Annotated in this window: 18 protein-coding genes; 14 read left to right on the top strand and 4 right to left on the bottom strand. The window is 67.9% G+C overall.

Annotated elements, in window-relative coordinates:
• The first annotated feature begins 261 nt into the window (after window positions 1-261).
• The 5 genes from OC159_RS14005 (at window position 262) to OC159_RS13985 (ending at window position 3,391) form a co-directional block, all read left to right on the top strand.
• Window positions 262-801, top strand: a complete 540-nt coding sequence (locus tag OC159_RS14005) for a hypothetical protein (RefSeq protein ID WP_265501796.1) — start codon at window positions 262-264, stop codon at window positions 799-801.
• A complete protein-coding gene (locus OC159_RS14000) occupies window positions 798-998 on the top strand; it encodes a hypothetical protein (protein WP_028720215.1) in 201 nt (66 codons plus the stop codon). Before OC159_RS14005 ends, OC159_RS14000 begins: the two co-directional genes overlap by 4 nt.
• Window positions 991-1,371, top strand: a complete 381-nt coding sequence (locus OC159_RS13995; protein ID WP_018303644.1) for a DUF6362 family protein — start codon at window positions 991-993, stop codon at window positions 1,369-1,371. The genes OC159_RS14000 and OC159_RS13995 overlap by 8 nt, the downstream gene beginning before the upstream one ends.
• 416 nt (window positions 1,372-1,787) lie before the next feature.
• Window positions 1,788-3,170: a site-specific DNA-methyltransferase gene (locus OC159_RS13990; RefSeq protein WP_265501795.1), complete on the top strand. Its 1,383-nt coding sequence runs from the start codon at window positions 1,788-1,790 to the stop codon at window positions 3,168-3,170.
• Window positions 3,167-3,391, top strand: a complete 225-nt coding sequence (locus OC159_RS13985; RefSeq protein ID WP_265501794.1) for a DUF7220 family protein — start codon at window positions 3,167-3,169, stop codon at window positions 3,389-3,391. Before OC159_RS13990 ends, OC159_RS13985 begins: the two co-directional genes overlap by 4 nt.
• Before the next feature lie 53 nt (window positions 3,392-3,444).
• On the opposite strand, the gene OC159_RS13980 is transcribed toward OC159_RS13985, so the two are convergent.
• Both OC159_RS13980 and OC159_RS13975 read right to left on the bottom strand, forming a co-directional pair.
• Window positions 3,445-4,017, bottom strand: a complete 573-nt coding sequence (locus tag OC159_RS13980) for a DUF3489 domain-containing protein (protein WP_265501793.1) — start codon at window positions 4,015-4,017, stop codon at window positions 3,445-3,447.
• A 90-nt stretch (window positions 4,018-4,107) separates the two neighbouring features.
• On the bottom strand, window positions 4,108-4,332 hold the full coding sequence (locus OC159_RS13975; protein WP_149125626.1) for a hypothetical protein: 225 nt from the start codon (window positions 4,330-4,332) through the stop codon (window positions 4,108-4,110).
• Between the two features lie 111 nt (window positions 4,333-4,443).
• Between OC159_RS13975 and OC159_RS13970 the strand changes: the two genes are divergently transcribed.
• The 8 genes from OC159_RS13970 (at window position 4,444) to OC159_RS13935 (ending at window position 12,185) form a co-directional block, all read left to right on the top strand.
• Window positions 4,444-5,040: a hypothetical protein gene (locus tag OC159_RS13970; protein ID WP_265501792.1), complete on the top strand. Its 597-nt coding sequence runs from the start codon at window positions 4,444-4,446 to the stop codon at window positions 5,038-5,040.
• Window positions 4,988-6,994 (top strand): phage terminase large subunit family protein, encoded by a 2,007-nt coding sequence (locus tag OC159_RS13965; protein ID WP_265501791.1) that lies wholly within the window; start codon window positions 4,988-4,990, stop codon window positions 6,992-6,994. Before OC159_RS13970 ends, OC159_RS13965 begins: the two co-directional genes overlap by 53 nt.
• The gene (locus OC159_RS13960; protein ID WP_028031038.1) at window positions 6,994-7,203 is read left to right on the top strand and encodes a phage head-tail joining protein; all 210 of its coding nucleotides are present in this window, start codon (window positions 6,994-6,996) and stop codon (window positions 7,201-7,203) included. The genes OC159_RS13965 and OC159_RS13960 overlap by 1 nt, the downstream gene beginning before the upstream one ends.
• Entirely contained in the window at window positions 7,203-8,759 is a 1,557-nt protein-coding gene (locus OC159_RS13955) for a phage portal protein (RefSeq protein WP_265501790.1), read from the top strand. The genes OC159_RS13960 and OC159_RS13955 overlap by 1 nt, the downstream gene beginning before the upstream one ends.
• 3 nt (window positions 8,760-8,762) lie before the next feature.
• Window positions 8,763-10,838: a prohead protease/major capsid protein fusion protein gene (locus OC159_RS13950; protein ID WP_265501789.1), complete on the top strand. Its 2,076-nt coding sequence runs from the start codon at window positions 8,763-8,765 to the stop codon at window positions 10,836-10,838.
• A gap of 77 nt (window positions 10,839-10,915) precedes the next feature.
• On the top strand, window positions 10,916-11,251 hold the full coding sequence (locus tag OC159_RS13945; protein ID WP_265501788.1) for a DUF2190 family protein: 336 nt from the start codon (window positions 10,916-10,918) through the stop codon (window positions 11,249-11,251).
• Entirely contained in the window at window positions 11,251-11,562 is a 312-nt protein-coding gene (locus OC159_RS13940; RefSeq protein ID WP_265501787.1) for a head-tail joining protein, read from the top strand. The genes OC159_RS13945 and OC159_RS13940 overlap by 1 nt, the downstream gene beginning before the upstream one ends.
• Window positions 11,559-12,185, top strand: coding sequence for a DUF6441 family protein (locus OC159_RS13935; RefSeq protein ID WP_265501786.1), 627 nt, complete (start codon window positions 11,559-11,561; stop codon window positions 12,183-12,185). Before OC159_RS13940 ends, OC159_RS13935 begins: the two co-directional genes overlap by 4 nt.
• Window positions 12,186-12,215: 30 nt before the next feature.
• Here OC159_RS13935 and OC159_RS13930 read toward each other — a convergent pair whose 3' ends face one another.
• Window positions 12,216-12,671 carry an SRPBCC domain-containing protein gene (locus OC159_RS13930; RefSeq protein WP_265501785.1) on the bottom strand — a complete coding sequence of 152 codons (456 nt, stop codon included), beginning with the start codon at window positions 12,669-12,671 and terminating at the stop codon, window positions 12,216-12,218.
• A complete protein-coding gene (locus tag OC159_RS13925) occupies window positions 12,668-13,000 on the bottom strand; it encodes an ArsR/SmtB family transcription factor (RefSeq protein WP_265501784.1) in 333 nt (110 codons plus the stop codon). The genes OC159_RS13930 and OC159_RS13925 overlap by 4 nt, the downstream gene beginning before the upstream one ends.
• A 60-nt stretch (window positions 13,001-13,060) precedes the next feature.
• Here OC159_RS13925 and OC159_RS13920 point away from each other — a divergent pair, with 60 nt between their 5' ends.
• On the top strand, window positions 13,061-13,480 hold the full coding sequence (locus OC159_RS13920) for an acyl-CoA transferase (protein WP_265501783.1): 420 nt from the start codon (window positions 13,061-13,063) through the stop codon (window positions 13,478-13,480).
• Window positions 13,481-13,502 lie beyond the last annotated feature (22 nt).

Below are 13,502 nucleotides of genomic sequence, written 5' to 3'. Positions count from 1 at the left end.
CCGAAGACTTCATGAAGTCTTATTCCGTAATGATTTCAGCCACTTGAGCGCCTCGGAACAGTTAGGTGTCAAACCCCCATACTACGTATGGGAGGGCCACCCCACAGGGTTGGCCACTCCTCCCATACGTCCGGGCCAGCCGCGCGCGCCGCCGTGACGCTCCCTTGTGCTTCCCGATCCGACGACGGCGGCCCCGTACCGCCAAGCACCAGACCGCCGTCGTCTTCCACCACCACAGGCCACCGGCAAAGGAGACCCATCATGGCTCAGCCGACTCTGATACCGAATTGCGACGGCGCAAGGTTTGAATCGCTGCCGCTCGACACGACCCGCCACCGCTGCATCCTCGCGCTCGACCTCGGCACCTCGACCGGCTGGGCGATCCGCGGCCACGACGGTCTGATCACCAGCGGCACCGTCTCGCTCCGCCCCGGCCGCTTCGACGGGGGCGGCATGCGCTACCTGCGCTTCACCAACTGGCTGACCGAAGTCGACCGGCTCTCCGGTCCTGTCGCCGCCATCTGGTTCGAGGAGGTCCGCCGCCACGCAGGCACCGACGCGAGCCACATCTACGGCGGGCTCATGGCCACGCTGACCGCATGGGCTGAGCTGCGGGGCGTGCCCTACGAGGGCGTTCCGGTCGGCACGATCAAGCGCCACGCCGCGGGCAAGGGCAACGCCGACAAGGCCGCCATGGTCGCCGCCGTCCGCGCCCGCGGCTTCAGCCCGGCCGACGACAACGAGGCCGACGCCATCGCCATCCTGCTCTGGGCGATCGAGACGAAAGGGGGTGTCGCATGAGGTGGCACCCCCATGGCTACGGCGGTCGGCGCCGGGATCCCGAACAGGTCAAGCGCGAGGGCTGGCAGGAACAGGGCGTCCTCGCGGTCTCCGCTGATGACGACCGCCTCACCTGGCCCGAGCGTGAACTGGTCCGCCAGCTGGGCGAGAAGCTCTACGGCCCGCGCCCTTCCGACAGGGAGGCGCGGCATGGCTGATCGCGAATGGACCGCCGATTGCGTCGCCGATCATTTCGAGGAGGCGTTCCGCACCCTTCGCAAGCTGCCGCCGGTCAAGGCGCAGGGCTACTTCAACACCTGGCCCGACATCGTGCGGACTAGCCGCGAGATCGCCGCGATGGAGCCGCAGCCGATGCGGGTCTGGCCCTCGGCCGCCGCGATCACCCGGCTCGAGCAGACCTTCGACTGGGTGCTCTGGATCGAGGAGGCGGAGCGCAAGCTGGTCTGGTCGCGCGCGGCCCGGGTGCCGTGGAAGCAGATCAGCGGGGAACTCGGCTGCGACCGCACGACCGCATGGCGGCGCTGGCAACTGGCGCTGACCAAGATCGCCGCGCGGCTGAATGCGCAGTGACTCCAATGTGTTGCAACACTTTTCCCTTCGACATCTGCAACAGATCCATGCTATTCCGAAGGCAAGATGGGGAGAGTGCGCTGGAAAGCTCGCTCTCCCCTTTGCGTTGACGGGGCTCTTCTGGACCCCGGTATCCAGCGAGGGTCCGGCCGGGGTCCATCCCACGGCAGTTTCCGGTTCCTTCCTGGCGACATTCGTATGCTGGCGGGCGAAGCGCGACGCATCGCCAGCGACAGGGCCGATTTTTTGGGAAGCCACCCGGAAGCCAGCGCCGCCTGAACCCGCCTGAAACACCGCAAAATCAAGCCTTTGAAGCTGGACACCCTTGGTGGCCGCTGGACCCCGTGAGGAGTCCGGCGCGGCATCCGGAGTCCGGAAGCCACCGGCATCCACCCGACCGAGGAACCTTGCCCACCATGACGCTGAGCTTCGCCCCGGACGCGATCGAGACGTGGCCGCTGTCGCGCCTCCAGCCCTACGCGAAGAACGCGAAGGCGCATGGCGCGGACCAGGTCGCGAAGATCGCCGCCAGCATGGCCGAGTTCGGCTGGACCGTGCCTTGCCTCGTCGGCGAGGACGGGGAACTGATCGCGGGGCACGGGCGCGTGCTGGCCGCGACGCAGCTCGGGCTGACCGCAGCGCCGGTGATTGTGCTGGGCCATCTGACCGAGGCGCAGCGCCGGGCCTACAGGATCGCGGACAACAAGCTGACGGAACTCGGCACCTGGGACGAGGCGCTGCTGTCGGCGGAACTGAACGATCTGCTGGCCGAGGATTTCGAGCTGTCGCTGGTCGGCTTTTCCGACGGCGAGTTGGACAAGCTGCTGGCCTTCGTGCCGGAGGGGGACGGGGAAGAAGGTGGCGCCGGGGGCTCAGTGCCGCCGGTGACCATCCCCGAACCCCCACGCAATCCGGCGTCGCGGACGGGCGATCTCTGGATCCTCGGCGATCACCGGCTGCTCTGCGGCGACAGCACCAGCCACGATGATGTCCGCCGCCTGATGAATGGCGAGCGCGCAATCCTGTTCGCGACCGATCCGCCGTACCTCGTGGACTACGACGGCTCGAACCATCCGACCCGCAACAAGGATTGGTCGGCGTCCTATGGAACTACCTGGGACGACAGTTCGCAGGGGGCGGAACTCTACGACGGCTTCATCGCTGCGGCGGTCGCCGAGGCCATCGCCGAGGATGCCGCCTGGTACTGCTGGCACGCCTCCCGCCGCCAGGCGATGCTGGAGGCCTGCTGGGAGAAGGCGGGCGCTTTCGTCCACCAGCAGATCATCTGGGTGAAGGACCGCGGGGTTCTCACCCGCTCACACTACCTCTGGAAGCACGAGCCCTGCTTCATGGGCTGGCGTCGTCCGAACCGCCCGCCGAAGGTGGCCGAGCAGACGCTGCCCTCGACCTGGGAGATGCCGTCCTTCGCCAAGGACGAGCGCCCCGACCACCCGACCCCGAAGCCTCTCGACGCGTTTGGCATCCCAATGCGCCAGCACGTCGCCCGAGGCGGGCTCTGTTACGAGCCGTTCTCGGGCTCCGGTTCGCAGATCATGGCGGGCGAGGCCAATGGCCGCCGCGTCTTCGCGATGGAAATCAGCCCGGCCTATGTCGATGTCGCCGTTGAACGCTGGCAGGCCGAAACCGGCAAGGACGCGATCCTCGACGGCGATGGCCGGACCTTCACGCAGGTGAGAACCGAGCGGCTGTGCGGCGACGCCGAACCACCAGCCGAGACGCTGGACACGGACGCCGAACCCGAACCCGAACCCGCGCGAAAGCGCAAGTCCGCCGCATGAAGCAGTCGCGCCTCATGTCTCTGGTCGAGTCCGTCGCCAACGTGATCGTCGGCTACGGCGTCGCGGTCATGACGCAGATCCTGATCTTCCCGATCTTCGGCCTGCACACGACGCTGGCGCAGAACCTGAAGATGGGCGCCATCTTCACCATCGTGTCGATAGCGCGTTCCTTCGCCTTGCGGCGGGTGTTCGAGGCGATCCGGATGCGGAGCGCCAAATGATCGACCGCCGCCTCGGCGGGACGGCGGCCATCAGCTTGTCGGCGTCCGGCGCGTCAGGCGGCGGGGAGTTTGTAAACGCGCCCCCGGCTCTCGACCTTCTCCGAGGACACCTCGAGCCCGAGTTTCTTCTTCAGCGCCCCGGCCATCGCGCCGCGCACCGTGTGAGACTGCCAGCCCGTCGCGGCCATGATCTCCTCGATGGTCGCGCCGTCCGGCGCGCGCAGCATGGCGATCAGGGTGGCCTGCTTGGTGCCCTCGCGCGGTGTGCGCGCCTTGGGCGCAGTCTTCGGTTCGTTGGGGGTGTCCGGCCCGGGCTCCTCGGTCGGCGCGTCCGTCGCGCCTACAGGCGCGGGGTTCGCGTCCTCGGTCTCGATGCCGATGGCGGCGAGGCCTGCGTCGGTGGCGACCAGCGTGACGCCGTGGCCGTCGCCGGTCTCGCGCCAGACGGGCTCGCCCTTGCGCATGTCGGCGTCGACCTCCTGCAGGAAGCCCTTGGCGAGCATCGCGCCGACCACCTTGGTGGCGGCGCCACCGCGCAGGCTTTCGGGCAGCGGCAGGGCTATGTGCTCGGGCCGCTGGGCGGCGGCGCTCAGGATCAGGGCTTGGGTATCGGAAAGCTTGGTCATCGTCGTCTCCCGTATCGGGGCGCGCGGAATGCAGGCCCTTCTACGAGGTCGAGCCCGCCGGTCGGCGGGCGGGACCGGGAGCGGGTCGTCTCACTCGGCGTGTTCGCCTTCGCTGAAGGCCATGTCGGTGATCTCGCGCAGCTTGGCGCGGTAGTGGTTCAGGGTGCCGACATGGCCCCAATTGATCTCGTCGGGGTGGGTCTCGAAATGGTCGGCGCTCAGGGCGGCGAGTCGCTCCAGCATCGCGTCGATCTCGGACTTGGCGGCGAGGAAGGCGTCGAGGGCTTTCGTGTTGTCCTGTGCGCGGCGGGTCATCCGGCTGGCTCCTTGGTGAGTTGCATCGCTTCGTTGGAGTGACGTTCGCTCTCTCCGCCATGCTTATCAACTCGATAAGCACATGATCTTGAATGATAATCGGAGCCGTCGATGCAGGGCATGAGCGAGCGCCAGTACGCCGCGCATGTCGGGCTGTCGCGCGGCGCGATCCAGAAGGCGAAGGCGGCCGAGCGGCTGGTCCTCTATCCGGACGGCAGCATCAACGCAGCCGCCAGCGACGCCCGGCGTGCCGAGACGACAGACCCGTCGAAGACCAGAAAACCGCCTGCGCCAAAGCTGAAGCCCGTCCCCGAGGTAGCGGTGGCCGCCGTTGGCGACACCCTGCGTGAGCAGGGACTGACTGCCCCGGCTGTCGGCGGCGGTACGACCTTCCTGCAGGCCAAGACCGCGAACGAGGTGCTGAAGGCGCAGGAACGGCGCATCCGTCTCCAGAAGCTGAAGGGGGAGTTGATCGAGCGGGCCCGCGCGCTGGCGCTGGTGTTCCGCTTGGCGCGGGAGGAACGGGATGCGTGGGTGACCTGGCCTGCGCGCGTGGCGGCGCTGATGGCGGCCGAGCTCTCGGCCTCGTGCAGCGACGCGACCGGCCAGCAGGTCGCCGTGGAGCCAGCCGCGATGCAGAAGGTCCTGGAGAGACATGTACGCGCCCACCTCGACGAACTCGCCGAGGTCCGGCCCGACTTCCGGTGAGAGCGGCGATGGCCTGACGGACTTCGACGACGCGGGCGAGATCCTGCGTGCCTGGGGCAACGGGCTGCGGCCCGACCCGGACCTGACCGTGTCGGAATGGGCCGACCGGCACCGCATGCTCTCGGGCCGCGCCTCGGCCGAACCGGGGCGGTATCGCACGGTGCGCACGCCTTACATGCGCGAGATCATGGACCGGCTGTCGCCCGGCGATCCCACACAGCGGATCGTGTTCATGAAGGCGGCACAGGTCGGGGCGACCGAGGCCGGCAACAACTGGATCGGCTTTGCCATCCACCAGGCGCCGGGCCCGATGCTGGCGGTCCAGCCGACGGTGGAACTGGCGAAGCGAAACTCGCGCCAGCGGATCGACCCGCTGATCGACGAGAGCCCCGACCTGCGGGAACGGGTCAAACCGGCGCGGTCACGCGACGCCGGCAACACGATGCTGTCGAAGGAATTCGCGGGCGGCATCCTGATCATGACCGGTGCGAACTCGGCGGTCGGGCTGCGGTCCACCCCGGCGCGCTACATCTTCCTCGACGAGGTCGATGCCTATCCGGCCTCGGCCGACGAGGAAGGTGACCCGGTCACGCTGGCGGAAGCCCGGTCGCTGACCTTCGCCCATCGGCGCAAGGTCTTCCTGGTTTCGACGCCGACGATCCGGGGCCTGAGCCGGATCGAACGGGAATACGAGGCATCGGACCAGCGCCGGTTCTTCGTGCCGTGCCCGCATTGCGGTGCGATGCAGTGGCTGAAGTTCGACAGGCTGCGCTGGCAGAAGGGCCGCCCGGAGACGGCGGAATACCACTGCGAGGGCTGCGACGCGGCAATCGCGGAACACCACAAGACGGCGATGCTGGAGGGCGGCGAATGGCGGGCGACCGCCACCGCCGCCGATCCGACCACGGTCGGGTATCACCTCTCGGCACTTTATTCGCCGATCGGCTGGCTGAGCTGGGAGCGGATCGTGCGGGCATGGGACGCGGCGCAGGGCTCTGACGAGGCGATCAAGGCGTTCCGCAACACGATCCTCGGTGAGACTTGGGTCGAGACCGGTGAAGCCCCCGACTGGCAGCGGCTTTACGACCGCCGCGAGCGCTGGACATCCGGCACAGTGCCTGCTGGCGGGCTGTTCCTGACCGCGGGCGCCGACGTCCAGAAGGACCGGATCGAGGTCGATATCTGGGCATGGGGGCGTGGGCTGGAAAGCTGGCTCGTCGATCATGTCGTCATCGAGGGCGGTCCCGACCGGCACGACGCGTGGTCGGAACTGACAGCACTTCTGGACCGGTCCTGGCCGCATGAACGCGGCGCGCATCTTCGGATCGCGCGTCTCGCCATCGACACGGGCTACGAGGCTCCTGCGGTCTATTCATGGTCGCGGGCGCAGGGGTTCGCGCAGGTGTCGCCGGTGAAGGGCGTCGAGGGGTTCAACCGTTCGAGCCCTGTCTCGGGACCGACCTTCGTCGACGCGACCGAGGGCGGCAAACGTCTGCGGCGCGGCGCGCGGCTCTGGACCGTGGCGGTCTCGACCTTCAAGGCCGAGACCTACCGCTTCCTGCGGCTGGCGCGCCCGACCGAGGAGGACATGGCCGACGGGGCGGCATTCCCGCCCGGATCGGTGCATCTGCCGCACTGGGTCGAGAACGAATGGCTGAAGCAGTTCGTCGCCGAACAGCTGGTGACGGTGCGCACGAAGCGCGGTTTCGCCCGGCTGGAATGGCAGAAGCTACGCGAACGCAACGAGGCGCTGGACTGCCGGGTCTATGCCCGCGCCGCCGCCTGGATCGCGGGCGCGGACCGCTGGCCCGAGGAGAAATGGCGCGACCTCGAGGATCAGCTCGGGGCGGCCCCCGCCGACACCGATCCCGCCGGGCAGATCAACCGGCCGGGACAGGCCCCGCAGGGCAAGCGCCGCTCCGACTGGCTCGGACGGCGCGGAGGATGGTTTTAATGGCAGACTGGACGGAAACCGAGCTCTCGGCGCTGCGCCGGGCCTATGCCAGCGGCACCACCCGGGTCAGCTACGATGGAAAATCCGTAGACTATGGCTCGGCCGAGGACCTGCTGGCCCGCATTCGGACCATCGAGCGCGCCATCGCGGGAACGACACGGCCATTGCCGGTGGCCGGGCTCGCTGGCTTCTCGCGCGGGGACCGGTGATGTCGGCGACCTGGTTCGATCATGCCATCGCCACGGTGGCGCCGCGCATGGCGGCACGCCGCGTGATGGCGCGTCAGGCCTTCGAGACCCTGACGCGCGGCTACGACGGGGCCGCACGCGGGCGGCGGACGGAGGGCTGGCGCGCGCCGGGATCCTCGGCCGATACCGAGATCGGCGTCGCCGGGGCGCTGCTGCGCGACCGGATGCGCGACCTCGTGCGCAACAACCCGCATGCGGCGAAAGCCGTGGCGGTGCTGGTCAACAACATCATCGGCGCGGGGATCATGCCGCGCGCCGCGAGCGGCGACGACACGCTGGACCGGAAGGTCGACGCCCTCTTCGAACGCTGGACGGCGGAGTGCGACGCCGACGGCCAGCTCGACTTCTACGGCCTGCAGACGCTGATCTGCCGCGAGATGGTCGAGGCGGGCGAGGTTCTGGTGCGCCGCCGCCTGCGGCGCGCGAGCGACGGTCTGCCGGTGCCGCTGCAATTGCAGGTGCTGGAAGCCGACTTCCTCGACGCCACGAAATCCGGCGCCCTCGGCGCGGGACGACTGGTGCAGGGGATCGAGTTCGACCCGGTCGGGAAGCGCCGAGCCTATTGGCTCCATGCCGAACATCCCGGTGACGCCTATGACGCATTGCAGAACGGGTTGCAGAGCCGCCCGGTGCCAGCGTCAGAGATCGCCCATGTCTACGAGAAGCAGCGCACGCAGGCGCGCGGCGTTCCCTGGGGCGCGCCGGTCATCCGCAGCTTGCGCGATCTCGACGATTACGAGGTGGCCGAACTGGTCCGCAAGAAGACCGAGGCCTGCGTGACTGCCATCGTCTTCGGCGATGACGAGGCGCAGCAGGGCATCGCACCCTCAGTGGTCGATGCCGATGGCAACCGGGTCGAGCAGTTCGAGCCGGGGCTGATCGCCTATGCCCGCGGCGGCAAGGACATCCGCTTCAACCAGCCCTCGGCCACCGGCGGCTATGGCGAATACAAGCGCGCGAGCCTGCACACGATCTCGGCCGGGTTCAGGGTGCCCTACGAGCTGCTGACCGGCGATCTGTCACAGGTGAACTATTCCTCGATCCGCGCGGGGCTCGTCGAGTTCCGCCGCCAGATCGACGCCGTGCAGTGGCAGCTCTTCATTCCGATGTTCTGCGCGCCGGTATGGCGATGGTTCACCGAGGCCGCATGGGCGGCAGGGCAAATCCCGTCGCCCATCGTGCCGGTCGAATGGTCGCCGCCGAAGTTCGAGGCGGTCGATCCGCAGAAGGACGCGATGGCGAACCTGCTCTCGATCCGCTCCGGCACCATGACGCTGGCCGAGGTGATCGCGAAACAGGGCCGCAACCCCGACGCCGTGCTGGCCGAGATCGCCGCGACCAACGCCAAGCTCGACGCGCTGGGGCTGGTGCTCGACACCGACCCGCGGCGGGTGACCAAGACCGGCAGCGCGCAGAGCAGCGATCCGGCGACCGATCCGGCCGCCAACGAACCAGACACCGACGACCCGGCCGCCGACGCGGACAATGACCCGGCGCAGGCCGACCAACAGGACTGACCCATGGACACGATGATCGAACTGCCGGCCATGCGCCGGTCGGCGGAGCTTGCGCCGAACACCGCCGACGCTGACAGCCGCACCGTCGAGGTGGTCTGGTCGGCCGGGGCGCGCGTCCGCCGCGCCACCTTCTTCGGCGAGCCCTACGACGAGGAGCTGAGCCTCGACCCCGCCCATGTCCGGCTCGACCGGCTGAATGCGGGCGCGCCGTTTCTGAAGGTGCATGAGCTCGACACGCTCGATGCGGTGATCGGGTCGGTCGTCCCCGGTTCCGCCCGGATCGAGAACGGCCGGGGCATCGCGCTCGTGCGGATCAGCGAGCGCGACGACGTCGAGCCGATCTGGCGCGACATCCAGGCAGGCCACATCCGCGCGGTCTCCATCGGCTACCAGGTCCACCGCTTCGAGGTCTCGAAACCCGAGGCTGCGCGCGAACTCTGGCGCGCGGTGGACTGGACGCCCTTCGAGGTCTCCGCCGTCGCGGTCGGCGCCGACCCCGCAGCGGGCTTCCGCGCCCAGCACCCCCTTCACGACTGCGTCCTTCACCGCCGGGACGCCCCTTCCAGCCCGAAAGGACCGATCCCGATGACGGACAAGACCCAGACCCCGGCGAGCGACGCCGCAACCCCCGCCACCACCCAGCCGACCGAGCCGAATGATACCGAGGACACCCCCATGACCGAGCCGAAACCGGCGCCCGACCCGAAGGTCGCCGCCAGCGAACCGAAGGTCCAAGCAAGTGAGACGCGCAGCCAGCCGAAGACACAGGCAGGGCCTGCGTCCGACACCGAAGCCGTCGCCACCCGCGCCCGCGAGGCCGAACGTGACCGCGTCTCGACCATCTACGATCTGGCCGGGCGGCTGAACCTCGAGCGCGGCTTCGCCGAGGATCTGGTCAAGCGCGGCGTCAGCGTCGACGAGTCCCGCCGCCTGATCCTCGATCAGGTCGCGGCGAAATCCGACGAGATCCGGACCTTCCCCCATGTCTCTGTCCCGCTTGGCGGCCGGGACGAGCGGATCACCCGCCGCGACGCGGTGGCGAACGCGCTGCTGCATCGCTACAGCCCGACGCTGTTCCAGCTGGAGGACGCCGCCCGGCAGTACCGCGGCATGACGCTGCTGGAACTGGCCCGCGAAAGCCTCGGCAATGCCGGGGTCAACACGCGGGGGCTCTCGCGCGACGAGGTGGCGACCCGCGCCCTGCATTCGACCTCGGACTTCCCCGAGATCCTCTCGGCCGTCACCAACAAGACGCTGCGGCAGGCCTACGAGGCCTATCCCCGCACCTTCATGCTGTTCTGCCGCCAGGTGCTCGCCACCGACTTCAAGGCCATGCACCGGGTCCAGCTCGGCGAAGCGCCGCAACTGCTCGAGGTCGGCGAAAGCGGCGAGTTCAAGCGTGGGACGCTGGGCGAGAGCAAGGAGAGCTACAAGGTCAAGACCTATGGCCGGGTGGTCGCGATCACCCGCCAGACCCTGATCAACGACGATCTCGACGCCTTCACCCGGATTCCGGCGATGTACGGCAACTCCATCGCGCAACTGGAGTCGGACGTGGTCTGGGGCATCATCACCGCAAACCCGGCGATGGCCGATGGCAACGCGCTCTTCCACACCACGCACAAGAACCTCGCGGGCACCGGCGCCGCGCTCGACGTGAGCAGCGTGGGTGCGGCCCGAGCGGCGATGGCCAAGCAGACCGGTCTCGACAAGAAGACGGTGCTGAACGTCCGTCCGGCCTTCCTGATCGTTCCCGCCTCGCTGGAGCTGAGGGCCGAGCAGCTGGTCGCCCAGAACCTGGTGCCCGCCGCGACGTCCAGCGTGGTGCCGCAGTCGATCCGCACGCTCGCGCCGATCAGCGAGCCGCGGCTCGACGCCGCCAGCGAGACCGCGTGGTATCTGGCCGCGAGCCCGAACCAGATCGACACCATCGAATACGCCTACCTCGAGGGCCAGCAAGGCGCCTACATCGAGACCCGCAACGGGTTCGATGTCGACGGCGTCGAGATCAAGTGCCGCCTCGACTTCGGCGCCAAGGCCATCGACTGGCGCGGCCTCTACAAGAACCCGGGCGCATAACCTGCACCCCATGCTGAACCCTGACACGCGGGCGGTCCTTTCGGGCCGCCCTTCGTCTTTCCACGAGGATCACCCCCATGAAAAACTACGTCCAGCCCGGCAACACCATCACCCTGACCGCGCCCTATGCCGTCGCCTCTGGCGATGGGCTGCTCGTCGGTTCCATCTTCGGCATCGCCGCCGGAGCGGCCGCTCTCGGCGAGCCCATCGAGACCGCGCTCGTCGGCGTCTTCGACATCACCAAGGTCGGCTCCCAGGCCTGGACCGTCGGCGCCAAGGTCTATTGGGACGACACCAACAAGCGCTGCACCACGGTCGCGACCGACAACACTCTCATCGGCGTGGCCACCGAGGCGGTGGCGAGCGGCGCGGGCGACACCATCGGCCGCGTGCGCCTGAACGCGGCCTTCTGATGAGCGCCTTTGCCGCCGCCGTGGGCGCGCTCTTCGCCGATCCGAACATCGGCAAGGACGCAGTCTACATCGCCGGCGGCGGCGCGGCCGTTCTGGTGCGTGCCGTCGCCCGGCGCGCTGACGCCATATCGGACTTCGGCGATGCGCGCCTCTGGTCCGAGACCACCCGGATCGACCTGCGCGTGGCCGAGGTGGCTAACCCGCGTCCCGGCGATCGCTTGGAAATCGACGGCGACGCCTTCCTCATTCAGGGAGAGCCCGTCCGCGACCGCGAGCGGCTGGTCTGGACCGTCGATCTGAGGCCCGCGTGAAACTGAAGCTCGACATCGATCCAGACATCGTTGCGATGATGGCGGCGGAGGTGGCGGCGGGCGAACGCGCGGTGACAGCCGCCATGCGCGAGGCCGGAACTGGGTTGAAGACCGCCTGGCGTTTGCAGATCACCGGCGCGGGGCTCGGGCCCCGGCTGGCCAACTCGATCCGCAGCCAGAATTTCCCGAGGTCGGGCGAGAGCCTGGACGCGGCAGCTCTCGTCTGGTCCAAGGCTCCGGTCATCGTGGGCGCGCATGACACGGGGCCGCTGATCCGCTCGAAAAACGGGTTCTGGCTGGCGATCCCGCTGCCCGCCGCAGGCAACTCCCTGCGCGGCGGCAGGATAACGCCCGGCGAATGGGAACGGCGGCGCGGTCTGCGCCTGCGCTTCGTCTATCGCCGCACAGGTCCGAGCTTGCTAGTGGCGGAGGGACGGCTGAACACGAAGGGTCAGGCCGTGGTGTCACGCTCGAAGACCGGACGCGGCAAAGTCACCGCTCCGATCTTCCTGTTGGTCCCGCAAGTGAAGCTGCCGAAGCGGCTGGACCTCGCACGAGATGCAGACCGGGCGTTGGACAGCGTGCCGGGGCTGATCGTGGGGAACTGGGTGGATGGAAGGTGATATGATCGGCGGCTTGCCCTGCCGTATCGTTTAAGCCTGTGCGATCGTGTCCGCTGACAAGTAACTCTCCAGCCCTGTCAGCAGCGCATCCCATCCGTGTCGGCGCCCGTCGACGCCGTCGCTGGGAGGAATGACGCACATCTGTTCGGTGTAGGTCAGACGGGTTCCACCATCATGGTCGGCAAAGACGATCGTGGCCAATGAGACAGTGTGTACGCGGCCGTTCAACGCCATCGAATAGGCTAGAACAATGCGATTTCGGTCCGAGATTTCGAAGTATCTGGTTTCGTTTTGATGCTCGCCCATCGTGTCTTGGAAGGCACCTCGTTCAATCCCGCCGGGGCGGAAATCCATCTCTTGCAAGCCGTCGCCAAACCAAGCTCGCTTTTTATCGGCAGCCGCCCAGCAAGCCCAGACGTGGTCAAGGCAATTTGGGTAAATTCGATCTATAGTAAATGTTTCGTGCGATTGCCCTGCGTTGGTCATCGATTGATCTCCTTTTCGAGAATTGTACCGAGGTCGTTCAGGCGGCGCTCCCAACGTTTGCGATGCTGACGTACCCATGTATCGACCCAGTCTAGAGCGTTGGGAGACAGGGTGACGGTTCGAACGCGTCCAGCCTTCTCGGATGTAACGATGCCAGCGTTCTCCAGAACCTGAAGGTGCTTCAGAAAGGTGGGACGGGCCATGCCAAAGGGTTGGGAAAGATGGGAGACCGATGCCGGTCCCTGGACAAGCTGTTCGACTACGGCAAGCCGTGTCGGGTCCGAAAGCGCGCCGAAAACTTTGTGAAGGGGTGCATGATTGGTAGCCATTTGACTACCTAATGCGATGTGGCCTCCGGTGTCAAGATAGGAAGTTAAACGGCTACGTATATGCCTACCCCTCGCGAAACCATCCTCGCCGCGCTGCATGCGCGGCTTTCGGCGCTGCCCGCCACTGCCCTGCGCGGTGAGGTGCTGCCCGAGCGTGTCCCGACCGAGGGGCTGCTGATCCTGCGCGACGGCGAGCCCGGAGAACCGGAGGCCACGCTCTCGCCGCTACGCTACCACTACCAGCACCGGGCCGAGATCGAGGCGGTCATTCAGGGCGCCGAGCGTGACGCTGCCTTCGACGCGCTGACTGCCAGCATCGGCTCGGCGCTCGCCGCCGACCGCACGCTGGGCGGGCTCTGCGACTGGGTCGAGGCGGAAGCGCCGCGCCCCGTGGACCTGCTGGTCGAGGGCGCGGCCAGCCTGAAGGCCGCCGTCATCCCAGTGGTGCTGCACTATTCCACGGCCGACCCGCTCGGCTAATCCCGAAAACCCGAGGAGAACA

Source organism: Paracoccus beibuensis, from assembly GCF_026162625.1.
Lineage (GTDB): Bacteria > Pseudomonadota > Alphaproteobacteria > Rhodobacterales > Rhodobacteraceae > Paracoccus > Paracoccus beibuensis.
Note: the sequence above shows the minus strand (reverse complement) of the source record. Positions and strands in the feature narration are given on the sequence as shown.